The organism is Armatimonadota bacterium (assembly GCA_016125185.1).
GTDB lineage: Bacteria > Armatimonadota > Fimbriimonadia > Fimbriimonadales > Fimbriimonadaceae > Fimbriimonas.
Window position 1 is genome coordinate 89119 of the sequence record WGMG01000009.1, and the last position, 16504, is coordinate 105622.

14 protein-coding genes are annotated in these 16504 nt (G+C 54.8%); 10 read left to right on the top strand and 4 right to left on the bottom strand.

What is annotated here, in order from left to right; all coding sequences use genetic code 11:
* The 5 genes from GC165_19685 to GC165_19705 are packed head-to-tail and all read left to right on the top strand — an operon-like array spanning window position 1 to window position 4959.
* Window positions 1-600, top strand: a complete 600-nt coding sequence (locus GC165_19685; protein ID MBI1335091.1) for a hypothetical protein — start codon at window positions 1-3, stop codon at window positions 598-600.
* Window positions 600-1238 carry a type 4a pilus biogenesis protein PilO gene (pilO, locus tag GC165_19690; GenBank protein MBI1335092.1) on the top strand — a complete coding sequence of 213 codons (639 nt, stop codon included), beginning with the start codon at window positions 600-602 and terminating at the stop codon, window positions 1236-1238. The genes GC165_19685 and pilO overlap by 1 nt, the downstream gene beginning before the upstream one ends.
* On the top strand, window positions 1228-1839 hold the full coding sequence (locus GC165_19695; GenBank protein MBI1335093.1) for a hypothetical protein: 612 nt from the start codon (window positions 1228-1230) through the stop codon (window positions 1837-1839). The genes pilO and GC165_19695 overlap by 11 nt, the downstream gene beginning before the upstream one ends.
* Window positions 1808-4543, top strand: coding sequence for a hypothetical protein (locus GC165_19700; GenBank protein MBI1335094.1), 2736 nt, complete (start codon window positions 1808-1810; stop codon window positions 4541-4543). The genes GC165_19695 and GC165_19700 overlap by 32 nt, the downstream gene beginning before the upstream one ends.
* Before the next feature lie 2 nt (window positions 4544-4545).
* Entirely contained in the window at window positions 4546-4959 is a 414-nt protein-coding gene (locus GC165_19705; protein ID MBI1335095.1) for a hypothetical protein, read from the top strand.
* A gap of 6 nt (window positions 4960-4965) precedes the next feature.
* On the opposite strand, the gene GC165_19710 is transcribed toward GC165_19705, so the two are convergent.
* Entirely contained in the window at window positions 4966-6369 is a 1404-nt protein-coding gene (locus GC165_19710; GenBank protein MBI1335096.1) for an acyltransferase family protein, read from the bottom strand.
* Here GC165_19710 and GC165_19715 point away from each other — a divergent pair.
* Complete coding sequence (locus GC165_19715; protein MBI1335097.1) at window positions 6143-7552, top strand: protease complex subunit PrcB family protein; 1410 nt, start codon at window positions 6143-6145, stop codon at window positions 7550-7552. The genes GC165_19710 and GC165_19715 overlap by 227 nt on opposite strands.
* Here GC165_19715 and GC165_19720 read toward each other — a convergent pair.
* From GC165_19720 to GC165_19730, 3 genes are read right to left on the bottom strand one after another with little or no spacing between them, the layout of a single operon-like run.
* The gene (locus tag GC165_19720) at window positions 7549-8355 is read right to left on the bottom strand and encodes an NADPH-dependent oxidoreductase (protein ID MBI1335098.1); all 807 of its coding nucleotides are present in this window, start codon (window positions 8353-8355) and stop codon (window positions 7549-7551) included. The genes GC165_19715 and GC165_19720 overlap by 4 nt on opposite strands.
* Window positions 8352-8570, bottom strand: coding sequence for a hypothetical protein (locus GC165_19725; GenBank protein MBI1335099.1), 219 nt, complete (start codon window positions 8568-8570; stop codon window positions 8352-8354). The genes GC165_19720 and GC165_19725 overlap by 4 nt, the downstream gene beginning before the upstream one ends.
* On the bottom strand, window positions 8567-9337 hold the full coding sequence (locus GC165_19730; protein ID MBI1335100.1) for a hypothetical protein: 771 nt from the start codon (window positions 9335-9337) through the stop codon (window positions 8567-8569). Before GC165_19730 ends, GC165_19725 begins: the two co-directional genes overlap by 4 nt.
* Before the next feature lie 37 nt (window positions 9338-9374).
* Between GC165_19730 and queC the strand changes: the two genes are divergently transcribed.
* The 4 genes from queC to GC165_19750 all read left to right on the top strand — a co-directional run bounded on the left by queC (window position 9375) and on the right by GC165_19750 (window position 16493).
* The gene (gene queC, locus GC165_19735) at window positions 9375-10067 is read left to right on the top strand and encodes a 7-cyano-7-deazaguanine synthase QueC (GenBank protein ID MBI1335101.1); all 693 of its coding nucleotides are present in this window, start codon (window positions 9375-9377) and stop codon (window positions 10065-10067) included.
* Between the two features lie 43 nt (window positions 10068-10110).
* Entirely contained in the window at window positions 10111-10500 is a 390-nt protein-coding gene (locus GC165_19740) for a hypothetical protein (protein MBI1335102.1), read from the top strand.
* Window positions 10501-10897: 397 nt separating this feature from the next.
* Complete coding sequence (locus tag GC165_19745; GenBank protein MBI1335103.1) at window positions 10898-11620, top strand: radical SAM protein; 723 nt, start codon at window positions 10898-10900, stop codon at window positions 11618-11620.
* A gap of 190 nt (window positions 11621-11810) precedes the next feature.
* Window positions 11811-16493: a DUF3320 domain-containing protein gene (locus GC165_19750; protein ID MBI1335104.1), complete on the top strand. Its 4683-nt coding sequence runs from the start codon at window positions 11811-11813 to the stop codon at window positions 16491-16493.
* Window positions 16494-16504 lie beyond the last annotated feature (11 nt).

Consider the following 16504-nt stretch of genomic DNA (forward strand, 5'->3'; position numbering starts at 1 on the left):
ATGCCACTGATTAACCTCATCGAATCGCAAATCCTGTCGGCCAAGCGCAGTGATCAGAAACTTCAGGTCAGCAAGTTCGCCTTCATCGGCGCCATTGCGATCTTTGGTTCCGCTTACGCCGTCCTCTTCGCCGAAGGTTCGTCCCTCGGCAGCAAGCAGGTCGAGATCGAAGCGAAGCTGAAAAAGCTGAAGCCGCTCCAAGAGCAGATCGACGCCTTCAAGAAGGATTCCGCAACCCTCGAGCCTCGTCTTAAGACTCTCGAAAGCGCGCGGAACCTCACCAACCGTTGGGCCCGATTGATGGAGCACCTTGCCATCAACACCCCATCCAACGTCTGGCTAACTTCGTTCCGATCCGCCGCTGTTGACCCCGAAAAGCCGATCCACATCACCTTCAACGGCGTGGGCGAATCGCAGACCGACGTCTCCGAAATGATGCTTCGAACGCAAAACGCCCAAGACCTCGAATCGGTCACCCTCGGCGGCACGCAGGAGAAGCTCTTCGAGAAGACCACCGGCGTTGAATTCGAGATGGGAGGCGACATCGTCGACTCCGTCGAGAAAAAGAAGAAGCCCACCAAGGAAGAGGGAGACAAATAATGAAATTCAGTCTTACTCCCAAAACGTTCTATGCCCTGACGGGCATCGTCGTGGTCGTCGGATCAGCCATGTTGTGGATGACCAACTCCACCAACTCTGATCAGAAGGCTCACATCGAGTCGATCTCGAAAGAAGTTCGCGACGAGAAGGAAGTCCAGAAGGAACTCGCCGACTCTAAAAAAGTCGTCGAAGACCTCCAGTTCAAGCTGAAGCACCTCGAAGAGGGCGTCCAGCAGTTCGCCTACATCCCCACCATGATGAAGGAGTTGGAGCAGTACGGCAAGCAGAACCAGATTCAGGTCGTCCAGATCAAGCCAGTCGTCATGCCGACGTCCCCCAAGGACAAGGACAAGAACGACGACAAGAAGAAGTCGGCCTACGAGGAGATGAACGTGAACATCAAGTGCCGAGGATCGTACGAAGACTCTCTTCGCTTCCTGCAGGCCATCAAGGTGTTCCCCAAGATCGTTGCCGTGCGAACGGTTTCGCTCTCGCCTCACACCGATAACAAAACCAAGAAGGCGGCCAAGCCGGTCCTCGACCTCGAGCTTGAGCTTCGTGCCTACGCCTTCAAGGATGACGCAAATATCACCCCGGTCGCCTCATCTGGCGCCAAGGGAGGCAGCAATGAATCGTGAGAAGAAACAAGCTCTGGTCCTCGCCGTCCTCTTCGTGTTGATCCTCGGAGTCGGAGCCTTCCGAATGATGGGTGGATCGCAGGCAGCCCCTGCCGCCGCCAAGAAGAAGACCGACGACAAGGCAACCGAGAACAAGGACAGCGAAAAGCCGGTCATCAAGAACCCGGAATTCAAGCCGCTGGCGTCTCGCGATCCGTTTATGCCCGCGCCGTTCATGACGGCCGGAGCGGATCAGCCGACGACCCCAGTGCCAACGCCGACGCCTAGATCAGCGCCGAAGGCGGACACCGAGAGAACCGCTCCGTTGCCGATGCCTTTCAGCGACGACCACACGGGCTTCAAGGCCGGAGGCATTGCGCCTCTGCCCGTCCCCCAAGATGTCAAGCCGGTGTTCAACTACTCGGTCGTCGGTCTCATCGAAGGCGCGCATCCCGCGGCTGTCTTCGAAGACGCGCAAGGCAATCAACAGATGGTTGAGATCGGCCAAGGCATTGGATCGAGCGCAACCCTGATCGACATCACTCGCGGAAGAGTCCGCGTCAAGTTTAACGCAGAGACATTGGTGCTCAATGTCGGAGGAAACCCACCACATGCAAAATAATGAGAAACGAGCGGCCCTAGTCGGGCTCTTTGTGGCGGCGGCAGCAGTGTCGTCCGCGCAAGGGCGAGTCACTGGCGTGTCCGTTTCGAAGATGACCTTCGGGGTCCAGGTTCAGATCACAGGAAAGAACCTCGCCGAACCCAAGGGTGTCTTCGGGCAATCGGACTGCTATTACTCGCTGGAATTCGATAATCCGTACGCTGGCAAAGCGGAAAAGACCCCTGTTTGGATGAACGGACTTGAGTCCATTACGACCATCGCCGAGCACGGCAAGTCGGGCAAGACCAAGCTCTCGTTCAAGTTTTCCAACGGCGTAAATGCCTCGTTCTGCAAGAACGAAAAGGGATACATCGTCTACTTCCAGCCTAGTACTTCGCTCGATACTCTGCCGGTCAACAAGACCGACAAGGCGACCCTGGACGCCCCGAAAGCAGTGGCCAAGAAGACGGTTGATCCGGCTCCGATGCCTCACTTTCTCACGGCTCCCGAGTCAACCGCCGTGGCGACCCAGACCAGTGAAAACGGGTCCAAGTCGTTCACTGAGAATATCAATTCGTGGCTGAAGACCCTTCCGGCAACGAAGGCACCGGATACAACGCCGAAGATCGACGTCAAGCCGCAGGTCTTCGCCTCGTCCGACGACAAGACAGTCACCAAGGAAGTCTCGAACGGCAAATCGGATTCCGAACCGCTCGTCAGCATCGACTTTGTGAATACGGATGTCGTCCAGATTCTCAAGTCGCTGGCGCGACAGACCAACGCCAACATCGTCTCCTCACCCGACGTGACCGGTAAGCTCTCGATCAAGCTGAACAATGTCAGCATCCGCGAGTCGCTCAACCTCGTCACCTCGCTCGCAGGTCTCAAGTTCGCGATGGTCGGCAAGACGTACGTCGTGACGTCGCCTTCCAAATTCATCGATACGCTGAGAAGCGTCCAGGGCAACACCGAGGAGATGACCCTTTCGCGGATCGTCCCCATCTACAGTGGCCAGGGAACGCAGATCAAAGTCGCGGTTCTCAAATCGGTTTCCTCCGAGAATGCCTTTGGTCGTTTCGAGCTTGTCCTCCCGTCCGAGAAGAACGTGGTCAGCACCACGCAGAAGGTCGGCGACAAGAAAGATGACGACAAGGGTGGAGTGAACATCCAATCCGAGACCAACGACACGTTGAAGGACAACTACGTGATGGTTATCGGTTCGCCGAGCCGCCTCGACGAAGTCGAGCAACTCGTGTCGAACATCGACCAACAACTCTGCAGCGCCCTCGGCATCCGAGTACCGACCAGCAACAAGCAGGTCATCGAGACCTACTATGTTCACGGCGGACGCGCCACCGACCTGGTGGATGCCGTTGCGGGCAAGGGTAAGACCAACGTTGGAGACGTGGACCTTTTTGCCACACCGTCCAACAGCATCGCCAAGCAGTCGATCGTCATCAAGGGACGAGCCGACGAAGTCCAAAACGTGCTCAAGGCGTTCGCCCAACTCGATAGCGACGAAACAACGATCGCATCTGAGTTCAAGATCGTCGACCTGAACTACGCCGACCCGCGAACCGTTCGCGAGCTTGTCGTCGCCCAGGTCCCTGGCGTCACCTGCGTCATCGCTCCTAACGGAGTCATGAACTCGCAGACCTATAAGAAGGATGACATTCGCAACCAGAGCGAACAGCGCGGTACGGATCAGCCTGCTCCACAGGGCGGCGGCACCGGCAACACCAGCGGTCAGTCGGCCAACCAGGCTTCGGGCCAGCAGAACAATGGCACTGGCAACGACAGCAAGCAGGGTAAGGACACCGCCGACAGCGGCATCACCCTTCCGTTCGAAGATTTCGAGAAGATTGCGGTTCCGATGCGCCTCATCGTCAAGGGAACGCGAGACCAGGTCGAGCGAGCAATGGAGTGGATCAAAGCCACCGACGTCGCTCCTCGTCAAGTCGCTCTCGAAATGCGCGTCATGGAACTCAGCCGCGAAGAAATGCTGAAGATGGGTATCGATTGGAACCTCTTCACTAGCGGCGCAATCAAGACGATTACCCTGAACAACGCTCAGACGTCGCCGTCCAACACGATCGGCGCAAGCATCCAGGGTCACGACATCTCAGGCGACGTTGCCGCCAGCCTCGATTCCATTTCGAACGGCAGCAACCTCATCTCCCGACCGAACCTTCTCTGTAACGACGGACGAGAAAGCGAAGTCTTCGTAGGCGACGCCATCCGATACGTCGAGTCGATCATCTCCAGCCAAAACGGCCCGAGTGTCACCACCGGCACCGTTCGAGCTGGCGTCCGACTGGCATGTTTCCCGCGAATCGGCGGCGACGACACGCTGAACCTCGACATCCGATCGTCCATCACTTACCTAAAGGGCTTCAAGACGGTTCCGCAGATCGGTGGCGAATTGCCGCAGACCAGCGAGCGAACGGCCCAAAACACCATCACGATGAAGAGCGGTGAGACCTTTGCCATCGGCGGCCTCATCCAGCAGCAAGACGTGGTCGAACTGAGCGGTCTGCCGATCCTCAAGGATCTGCCGATCGTGGGTCAGTTCTTCCGACGAACGACCAAGGACAAGATCCGAACCGAACTCGTCATCTTCGTGACGGCGAAGGTCGTCGGTCCTCATGACCAGAAGACGCTTCCGATGAACTCGGACTCAGATCTGATCAAGCACAAGACCAATCTGCCGGGAGGTAAGGGCTAATCATGCGAAAGGTTGGAATCCTGGCTGTTGCCGCCGCTAGCCTCATCATTGGATGCGGAGGAGCCGGCGACACCAGCAACCTTCCGAGCCTATATGTAGGCGATTGGACCGGAACTTGGACCAGCGTCGATGCGAACGATACCGGAGCCATTGCGCTCACGGTCACCAGCAACGGCAGCTTTTCGGGAACGATTGCTACAAAGACAGACTCTGGAACCATTTCTGGTGTTATCGACAAGCACGGTTCGATGAACGCGATCGGTACGTTTACGAATAGCCCGAACATGGTCATCACCGGAGCCGTGACGCTGAACAATGGAGACATCACCAGCAACTTCACGTACACCGTCAATGGTGTGAAGTATGGTGGCAGTTTCGACTGCACGCCCAACACGGGCGGCACAACTGGCGGCTAGCTCCGGCTAAAGGAGCTTAGCTCGACTCTTGGGAGAGCCCTTGGATATCGCCAAGGGCTCTCGTGCTTTTTTTGAGGCACCTGCCGACAAGTAGGCATAACCCTCTTCGTGTTCCGCCGCCTCCACCCCATTCAAGGCTCGCAACGGCAGAGGAATTCGCTCCACGGCCACCCGCGCCGCCTCGCGCATCGGCAGGCGAGACTTCACAAACGGCCGTTCAAAAATGAACGAGAAAAGCCAACTGATGATCAAGATCGAAGGCAGGGCCGCCAAAAGCAGATAGCCCATCGTCATCTCCGACCCCAGCACCCACGCTGGCTTATGGACGTAGAAAATCTGCAGAAGCGGATGGTGGAGCAGGTACAGGCTGTAGCTGAAAATGCCAATCCGCACCAGCCATTTCAGCGAGAAGAACCGCTCGATCCACGACCCCGGCGCCACCGTCATTGCGTACAGAAGCGTCGCCGTCGAAAGCCCGAACGTAATGTCCGAAGAGATCAACGTCGGCGTGTCGAAAATCTTGCCCTGACTGAGCGCACCCATCACGATTTTCGCCGTGATCGCAACCCCGACCAGGCTCAAAAAGATGCCCGTGCCTGCCTTCGGACCGATCTTCAAGCTGGGTCGATACGAGAAGTGCGCGGCCATCATCCCCAGCACGAACAGAATCGCAAACCATGTATAGGTCTTGCCCGCACCGGGCAGGTAGTTCACCACCAGCACCGTCGGAATGATCGTCAGGATCAGCAGAGTCAGCGGGCTCCGCTTCTGCATGATCAGGATCATGAATGGGAACACCAAGTAAAGCTGAAACTCGATGGCGATGCTCCACAGCACGCCGTTGATCTTATAAAGCCAATCCACCGACCAGTTGTGGACCAAGAAAATATGCGCCCAAAGACTCTCTTTCGAGATCGGTACGTAATTGCGGAACGGCGGCACATTTCCATTCGGGATCGTCACGTACTGGCAAACCAGATACGAAAAGCCCAAGCAGGCATAATATGCGGGCAAAATCCGCAAAGCCCGCCTCTTGAAGAACTTGCCCAGCCCGTAGACCCGCCCGTCCCCGCGCTGATACAGGCCGTACTGAAGGCTGAATCCGCTGAGAACGATGAACGCCGCCACCGCTAGGTGGCCGTGCCAAAAGGGCGACATCAAGGCTTGCAGAAGCGGCGAAGCGATGCTCTTGCCCGTGTCCAAGAACTTGGCATCCACCATCCCACAGAAGTGGCCGATGACCACGTACAGGGCCGCTACCGCGCGCATCCCCTCGATGAACTCCAGTTTGGTGCTCACCTCAGAATATTTTCGTTTGCGTTTTCCGCCCTTATTGGCGGCCTTTTTGGGTAACCCTTTTTCGCGGGATACGTCTGAAACAGAAGAAATGGTTTTTTCGCGCGCTTTCATTTGCCTCCTGTTTCTCACTGTATGGACGGCTATCGTAACCGCCCAGTTTCCCAATACTGCTCAAATGGTACGTTGGCGGACCATTGCTTCGGGTACCTCTAGTACCGAAACCCGGCAAAAATTAGTTCTCGCCAGCGAAAGAACCGAGCTGGAAAACTACTGGATGCCGGTTTTGAAGCAGAATCGGGCGCAACCCCTTATCGATTTTAACAAAGATCGAGTGGCGATTATCTTCTTAGGGACTCGAAATACCGGCGGATACTCCGCTCAAGTTAGCGATGTCATCGGTCAGGGCGGTGCCACCGCCATCGTTTGCGTCAATGAACTGATCCCCGGCAAAAAGCAGCCGGTCACCCAAAGCCTCACCTCGCCGTGGGTCATGATCGCCATCGACCGGGGCTACTTGGACCTAAGCGCCAAGTTCCAAAAGGTCGAAAGCACCGCCCTCCCGTCCTATCAGATCAACCCGCTCACGACCTTCACGCCTCTGCCCTGGAGCCCCTGCGGCTACGGCATCGGCGGAAGCTGGAACGATCCGTGCGGCTTCGGCTTCGATACGCCTTACGAATTCCAGAACTGGTGCCAGCGCAACCGCTTCGACTACCCCAGCTACGATGCCATCGACTTCAGCATCAATCGTCTCGTGCTGGTCAGTGCCGGTGACTACGGCCTAGGCTTCCGACTTCAGATCGGCGACGTCTTCATCAGCGGCGGCGAAACCATCATTCAGGTTCACCGCAGTTCGACCGCCATCGCATCGGGCCAACGAAGCTACGCCCTCCTCGCCCTTAGCCGACAAACCCAGAAGTACACCGTCGAATATGTCGTCGATGGAAGCGAATGCTATCTCGATAGCGGCACCTTCCTCCCATTCCCCTCGGCTGGAGCCTGGATTTGCTCGAACTCGCGTGACCTAGAGCGACTAGCTCCCGGCAACGTCGTTCTGCCCAATAGCTTCGGCGGATTCGATTTCACTCGTGGAAGCCTCGGCATCGTCTTCCTCGGTCAGCAACAACCGCACGTGAATTACTCCGTAGCTGGCGTCGCCTACCGCGGCACCGTGGCGTATGTGTACGTCAAGAAAACGGTGATCGTCGCTGGGCTGGCAAACCCGACCTCGCCCTACTTCGCCTTCCGGTTTGATAAGCGAATCCGAAGCGTAAAGGTCGTCGACGCGCCCTAACGCTTCAGGAGGCCCTGCTCGTGCAAAAACATGAGCAGGGCTTCGCGGCCCGAAAGACCGGTCGTCTGGACTCGCCGTCCCGACTTCTTCGACCACGGTTCATCGGTCGACATGGCGTGCGAAGCAAAGTACTCTGCCGCCCTCTGGTCGTATTCCCGGCTATCCAGCGACTCGGGATACTCCTCCTCAAACCAGACCTGATCCTGCGACAACCGAGGCTTGATGTCCGCCCGCGCGTTCTCCGCCGGACGTCCGATGCACAGCCCAAAGATGCCGAAAGTCTTCTCCGGCAGGTTCAAAATCTCCCTGACGCGATCCGGGTGGTTGCGAAGCGCCCCTATGTAGCAGATGCCGTAACCCAGCGCCTCTGCCGCGCACACCATTCGTTCCGCCGCCAACGCCGCGTCGATGACTGCCACCGTGTACATCTCCGCCGTATCCAGGCCGTCGGGGTCGATCTCGTGCGCCACCGCGTAGCGATGAATCCGATTCAAGTCAGCCAAAAAGACGAAGAAAGCGGCTGCCGTTTCCACCTGTTTCTGGCTGGCGCACGCCTCCGCGATGGCATGGCGTTTCTCCGGGTTCTGAACCGAAATCACGCTCCAAGACTGGAGGTTGCTACTGGTCGCCGCGCTCTGCGCCGCCGCTACCAATCCCGCCATCGTCTCGACCGAGATGGCTTCGTCGGTAAATCGCCGCACCGAGCGGTGGGCCAAGAAAGGGGCTATCGGGTCAAGGTCAGCGGGCGGCTCCGATCCGAAACGCTTGTTCCAAGATTCGGAGACCTGCTCTTTGAACATCACTGGTTTCGCGCGGACTCTTTCCGCTTCATTTCCTGAGACTGTATTTCTCGCTCGTTGTCCAGGGCCTTCTTATTCAGCAGATTGCCCCAAATACGACCGATGCCGAATGTGATGAACATGGACACCAGCGTGAACAAAATGAGCCCAACCACCACGCTGATCAGGAATTTCTTCCCGTTGAAGGTCGGCCCGGAATCCATCATTCCATCGCTCATTTCTCGTCTCCCAAACTGTCTTCGAATAGTTTTCGCAATCTCTCTCGCTCTTCCCGCTCTTTCTCTCTACGATACACGTCGTCGTAATATTCCTTCTCTCGCTTGAGTTGCGCCTTGGTCGGCTTGGCCTTCACGTAGGCATTCGAGGCCCGACGAAAACCATATGGCAAGAACGGAATCTTGTTGGCAGCGTAAGGGTAGGCAACTCCGCATCCAACGCAAGCCAAAATGCCCGCGAAGACCATTGAGCCGGTAACGGCGTAGGAGAAAAAGACGGATAGAACGGATATCACCGCGATCCACTTTCCAAGGATGGGGATAAGACCAAACAGCATCACCGTCGCATCCTTGAACCGGGTGCCCCAAATTACCGAAAGCATTGCAACTGGAATCAGGGTCCCCATGGCGTAGTAGCCGAATATGGCGAGGGGAATAACGCCGACCAATGTACACCCAATCCAGAGAAGGAGAAAGTTTCTCGATCCATGGTCTGGCTCAAGATTCCGACCGATTCCCAGCAACCACAGCGCCAGAAAAATCGCGAAAATTGGTCCGCTTCCCCCGCTCAATAGGACACTTTCCGCAAAGGGATAGGTGAGAATTGTCCAAACCTTGGGAATGAGGTGCCCATCAAACCCGAAAGTTGAGAGCATAAAGCCAGGCATTGCCCAACTCAGAAGAGCGCCAATGATCACAAGTCCGGTTAATACGAAGGTGACGGGCGACGCTTGGCGTCGAAACCACTTCATCGGATCTTGGACGGCCATACAATCATTATGACGTTTGGTCTATCCTCATTTAGGTTTGAAACAAAAGGCTGTCGTCCTTCTCTCTGGCGGACTCGACTCCGCGACCGCCCTCGCCCTTGCCCGAACCCAGGGTTTTGAGTGCTATGCCATCTCCTACGACTATGGTCAGCGGCACCGGGTCGAGCTAACCTTGGCCGCCGAGCAGGCTCGACTCCAAGAAGTGGTGAAGCACATCGTCGTCCAAGTCGACCTTCGCCAAATCGGCGGCTCCGCCCTCACCGACGACATCGCCGTTCCCAAGGACCGCGACGAAAGCGCAATGAGCGCCGATATCCCCATCACGTACGTCCCCGCTCGCAACACCGTCTTCCTCTCCTATGCCCTCGCGTGGTCCGAGGTCCTTGGTGCAAACCACATCTTCATCGGCGTCAACGCCCTCGACTATTCCGGCTATCCCGACTGCCGCCCAGAGTTCATCGAGGCGTTCGAGCGAATGGCCAACCTCGCAACCAAGGTCGGCGTCGAAGGCGCCAAAATGACGATCCACACCCCCCTCATCTCGCTCACCAAAGCCCAAATCATCGAGCAGGGCCTGGCGAATGGCGTCCAATACGACCTCACGAGCAGTTGCTACGACCCCGCCCCGGACGGCAAACCCTGCCGCCACTGCGACTCCTGCCTCTTGCGCGAAAAAGGCTTCGCCACCCTCGGCCAAACCGACCCCTTAGTCGCGAAATTCGAACAATGAACGCTGGTTGGCGAAAAGACGACTCTTGCGTTACAATCTCCGTATGAGCAGGACCGGAACCATCGTCCGCTCGATCGTTGTTGCTACTTTGACAGCAACAGTTCATTGGCACCAGGCGATAGCCGTTCTGCTAGGCATCCTCTGCGGTAGCATTGACGCCTACTATTCTTGGGGCAAACCGTCCGGCTGGTCGGCAAAGCAACTGATCGCCGAACCCAAGAGATTGCCCCGCACGATCCTGAGCATTTTGTGGAGTACGTCGGTGTGTGACATCCTTCTCTTCTTCTCGATCCGTGCTCAGTCGCTATTTACGTTCCTACTTGCATGCATGGCCGGGTTTATTGCCCAACAAGCCATCCAAGACTTCCCCGGATTTACGAAAAAACCATCGGTCGTACCTGCCGGTGGTGGCCACTTCCACACTCGGGCATAGCCCACTTCCTTTCACTTAACGGAAGCGTAGACACTCATCCAAAGGACCTCAAACGAGGTCGGCCCATTGGGAGTTGTGAGCACCACGAAGTTCCCGCCGCGGGGAAATGTCTACGATTTCGAAAGGCGAAGCAGAGCGAATCAGGACCGTTCACATAACGAAAGACCAATTGGGGGCCCAGGCGTCTCGCCTGGGTAAACGTCGCAAGGATGACAGGCTGCAAAAGCAGAGACTAACATGCCAAAGCCTCGCGGGGCCCGTATAGACGAAAGCTATGCGCAAATTCGACCAACCCAAATCCCTCCCACAAGAAGTGGAGATGAAGCAGGGCCAGCCTACCAACCCTGTCGCCCTTCACCACAAGTCCCTGTCGCCCTTCACCACAAGTCCCACCCCAATGCTTCAAAATAACAACAACGCATTGACCGCCAAACTACGAATCGCTGAAATCTTCCACTCCGTCCAAGGTGAGGGCATCTGGGCCGGAATCCCGTCCACCTTCATCCGTGTCAGCGGGTGCAACCTCCGCTGTGTCTGGTGCGACACCCCCTATGCCTCTTGGAACCCCGAAGGCCCCACCCTCACCATCGACGAAATCCTCGACCAAGTCCGCCAAGCCGACCTCGATCATGTCGTCCTCACCGGCGGAGAACCGATGCTTTTCGACGCCATCGAGCCTCTCGCCTGTCAACTCAAAGCCGAGGGCAAAACCATCACCATCGAGACCGCCGGCACCCTCTACCGCGACCTCCCCTGCGATCTCATGTCGATCAGCCCCAAGCTCGCCCACTCGACTCCCACCGAAGACCTCGCCTGGGCCAAGCGCCACGATGACCTCCGCCTCCAACCCGACATCCTTCGGCAACTGATCGCGAGCTACCCCTTCCAGCTTAAGTTCGTGGTCTCCTCACCCGACGCCCAGGAGATCGACGAAATCGAACGCCTCCTCGACCAAATCGGCCCCGTCGAGCCCAGCAAGGTCCTCCTCATGCCCGAGGGTCGCGACCAAGCGACGCTCTGGCAGAAGGCCCGCCTTCTCATCCCCGTCGTCACCGCCCGAAATTGGCGGCTTGCCCCCCGCCTCCAGATCGACCTCTTCGGCGACACCCGCGGCACCTAACTTGATCAACTCCCGAGCTTTACTCACGCAAAAGATTCGTCTAGAATAACGATATCCGAAATCGAACTTTACAGCATTGTGGATTCGCGGATGAAGTCTCAATCGAGACATTTGGTGTTGTGTGGCAGGTCAGGATAATTCAATTAGATCGGCATATGAAGCTCTTCGCAAAAAATTGGTTGATACCACGATGCGGAATCGCCTTATCAACTATCGTCCCTCAAAGACAGTAGGGGTCGAAATAGTCGAGGAATCGTCTGAGAGCCTCTGGAGAATTCTAGTCGTCGAGGGCAAAAAGATGGGGTTTACAGGTCCCCCAGATCCTCCGAAGTCGAAGCGTGACGACGAAGACCAAGATAACCCTCTCATCCAGGCTGACTTCTTCCAAGAGGAACCGCAGGTTGGGAAAATCGATACAGAGGACTCTTTACTCAACACATCGGTAACTCACACAAAGCTTCAAATGCGTCTCCTTCAGACCTGGAGGCAAGCGACGACACAGCTTGACGAGCAAGGAATCAATACTCTCTTTCTGGCTCTTGGAATGCTCGAATGGAAGCCGAGCGATTCGGCGGAAAAAACCGCGTTCGCACCCTTGATACTGATCCCTGCAGTTTTGGAGAGAACCGTAAAGGGAAGCTTCAAACTGGTTTACGACGAAAACGACATTGGCACAAATCTCAGCCTTAGCGCGGCCCTAGCCGAACAGCATATCAAACTGCCTGAAATCCCTTCTGACTTAGCCAATTTCTCGGTCGAAAAGTATTTTGGAGATGTTAAAGGTGTACTTAAGAACAGACCAGATTGGTCCATTCACAAAGACAAGGTCGCCTTAGGCTTTTTTAGTTACGCTAAGATAGTTCTTTACCAGGACCTTGACATTCAAAGATGGCAAGAGGGGCATGATCCGACGAGCCATACAGATGTATCCGCATTCTTGGGGGTTGGTTACGAATCGAGTGAAGGCACTTCCGACGAGATTGAACAAGTCGATAACGTACGTTCTCCACTTGACTCTTTCGAAGTATTCAGCGCCGATAGCTCTCAGATCAAGGCGATCATGGAAGCCAATCGCGGAATTTCCATGGTCGTAGAGGGTCCTCCTGGTACAGGTAAGTCTCAGACCATTGCCAACCTTATTGCAGAGTGCATTAGTAAAGGAAAAAAGGTCCTGTTTGTCTCAGAAAAAATGGCGGCGCTTGAAGTGGTTCATCGACGCCTGAAACTCGAGGCGGGATTGGATGAGGCTTGCCTTGAACTGCACAGCCAAAAGGCCAACCGAAGAACATTCTATAGTTCAATCGACCAGACTTGGAAATTAAAGAGCCGACTTCCCGACGCGGCAAGTCAGCTTGAGAGACTAGCAGACCTTCGTCAAAGTCTGAATCAGTATGCCGATGAAATTCACCGCCCCTTGCCGATGCAAGGGGTGTCCCCAAGATTTCTCATCGGAAAGGCCATTTCGTTGCCTGATGTAGAAGAAGAAGACCTCGATGCTCCATATCAGGGTGTCGGCCTTGCCAAGCTGTCTTGGCAAGATTTAGAACGAAGACTGCCGCTCATTGAAGCAATCCAAGCTAAGATAACGCAGATTGGAGTTCCCGCACAACATCCATTCTTCGGATGCTCGCTCACTTATCTCGGCCCCTCAGAGAAGTTAGAGTTGGAAAGGTCGACTAGATTAGCAAGACAGCTATTGGCGGAGGCTTTTGACCTTGCTGAGGACCTCTCAAAACATCTCTGTGTTCCATCCCCTATTTGCCCTGAAGACATTACTAGCTTGACGCATTGCGTGGATATTGCTGTCTCAGCGCCCGAACTGGATGGTGTAGCTGTAAAGGCTGGAACCTGGCAACAAGAATCCAAGAGGCTTTCGGAAGCTATTCATAATTTGAGACGTCTTCAGGAGCTCCGGTCGAGACACAAGAACAAGGTTATTGAGCAGGCGTGGGGAGCTGATGTCGTCTCCGCTCGAGCGGCTTACGAGCAGAACGCCGACAAGTTTCTAAAGTTTCTGTCTGGCGACTATCGGAAAGCAAGAACGCAACTGGCTGGACTGCTGACAGCACAAGGACCCACTACTCCACTAGAACAGAGAGAACTACTCAGGGAATTAGTTGAATTCTCCGGGCTCCGAAGTCAGCTAGCTGAAGTCCAACCGGTCGTAGAGCGTCACTTCGGAGTCCAATGGCAGGGAGAAGTGTCGAATCCAGATAGTTTAGACCGCCTCCTTCGTTGGGTTCTCGATTTGGAAGGGCAGGTCAAAGATGGACTCATTCCGAAGAGCCTGCTTGATTTCTTTACTGGTGCCATCCGAGCGACAGGCCTGGCTGAAAGGTCGCGCACAACTTCCGAAGCGATGGCGAGCGTCCTGGAGAAGATTCGTCACCTTGACGCACAACTTAAGCTGAACAGAGAATCTTCCCTCGAAAGTTGCCGTTTCGAGGCTCTCAAGTCGCAAATCCAAAGTTTTGACGAGAATATTGAGAGGCTTTCTGAAATTGTTGAGTGGAACTTAATCGCCGAAGAAGCGACCGAAACGGGCCTTCAAGAAATCCTATCCTTTGCCAGCGCTTGGCCAAGGGCCGGTAAGGACCTGAAGCACCACATTCTCAGGATCTGGCTTCATGCGGGAATCAAGGAGGGCTTTGAAACAAGATCGGCTCTGCGAAAATTTGAGCGAGCAACCCACGAAGAGGCAATCAAAGAATTCAAACGACTAGACGACGTGCTCATCGAACATAATCGGGCTCGTGCTTTGCACTCACACCTTCAGGGTATCCCTTCGACGTCACAGCTTGGACTGAGTGCAGAGCTTTCAAAGCAATGTAATTTGCGCAAGGGCCACAAGCCCATTCGATGGGCATTTGAGCAGTTCTCAGAATTTCTTCTTAAAATTAAGCCCGTCGTCATGATGTCGCCAATCTCTGTGGCGACATTCCTTCCGAACTTCAAGGAGATGTTCGATGTCGTCATTTTTGATGAAGCCAGTCAAATCAAGCCCGAGGATTCGCTAAGCTCCATTGCGAGAGCAAAGCAGGCCATCGTTGTCGGGGATACAAAGCAAATGCCCCCCACCAGCTTCTTCGACAATCAAATCGACGATGACTCCACAGATGAGGAGGCTGGCTACGACACGGCGGTTGGAAAAATGGAGAGCATACTCGCGCTCTTCAACTCAATAGCTGAACCCTCAGGTAGGAAGACGGACTTACGATGGCACTACAGGAGTCTACATCAGGCCCTCATCCAACCATCAAATAGGCTCTTCTACAATGATCGACTAGTCGTCTTCCCGAGCCCCATCTACGCAACAAACGAACGAGATAGCGATCTTGGAATGCGGTTTCGTTACGATCCGACAACGATTTACGATCGTGGGTCGGCTAAGAAGAAAAACAAAAAGCAAGCCGCGGCAGTTGCGGATGCAATCGTAAAACATATGGCGGAAAGGCCACATGAGTCCCTCCTGGCCGTTGCTTTCAGCAAGCACCAGCAAGAAGCGATCCAGGACGAACTCGAGGTAAGACAGCAGTCGGACCCTGGCCTCTTTAGTTCGTTTAACCAGATGCACCAGACTGAGCCGCTACGAATAAAGAATCTGGAAACCGTTCAGGGCGACGAGCGCGATGTCATTCTCATCAGTGTCGGATATGGTCCAGATGAGAGTGGAAATACGTCCATGAATTTTGGCCCAATCAACAAGGAGGGGGGCGGAAGAAGGCTAAACGTACTAATGAGTCGAGCCAAAAAGCGTATCGAAGTTTTCACTTCGATGCGTTCCGGCGACATTCGCATTGATGGTGACAATGAAGGTCTTTCCGCATTCAAGACCTTTCTGGAATTCGCTGAGACTGGAATTTTAGACATCCCAAATCCGACCGGCATGGAACCAGAAAGCATCTTCGAAGAAGAGGTTATGTCAGCCCTAACGCACAGAGGATATAAGATTGACCCTCAAGTGGGCACGCTCGGATTCCGAATCGACCTAGCTGTTCGACACCCAAAACGACCCGGTCGATACGCGATAGGGATTGAATGTGACGGAGCAACCTACCATTCGGCAAAGAGTGCGAGGGATCGCGACAAGTTGCGAGAAATGGTATTGGTGGCAAGAAATTGGAAACTACACAGGATTTGGAGTACGGATTGGTGGCGAGATAGAGAAGCTTGTCTCAAAAGGTGTGTCTCCGCAATCGAAGGTGCCATTGAAGCAACGGACGAGGAAGAAGAACTTGCTCTTGTCGATAATTCGAGATCCGATGAATCCATTTCTATTGAGATATGGAAAAGTGATGCTGACCAGCAAAACCCGCGAGGCAAGCCCTACGCAAAATGGACGACGCCGTTCGAGCTTTCTGGCATAGCACTTGGGGATCTTCCTCCTTCCAAGATGGCAAGTGCGGTCGTCAAAGTAACAGCGTTTGAAGGTCCGATTCATCGGAACATTCTGGTGAAAAGAATTCGAGAGTCCTGCCGTCTAGCCAGATCCGGTTCAAGAATCCAATCGGCAATCGATGCCGGTATTTCTTATGCACTGCAAAATGGATTTGTCCGTACCAAAGAGGATTTTGTTTACCAATTCGATCAGACGGAGTTCGTTGCCCGCGATCGAAGTAGCTTGGATTCTTCGGAGCGATTGGTCGAGTACATTTCACCTGAAGAATTTGACCTTGCTATTCGAGAGATACTTTGCGCATCCATGGCGGCATCACAAGACGAAATTACCTCTGGTATTCGTGAGTATTTTGGTTTCGGACGCACTCCTGAAAATCTGCCAACTGTGGTGGCCGCTCGATTGGCCCAACTTGAAAGGGACGATTTAGTTTCCAACGATGGGCGTTTTAGGTGGTCAGGAGCGATCGACAATTGATTGCCTCCGGA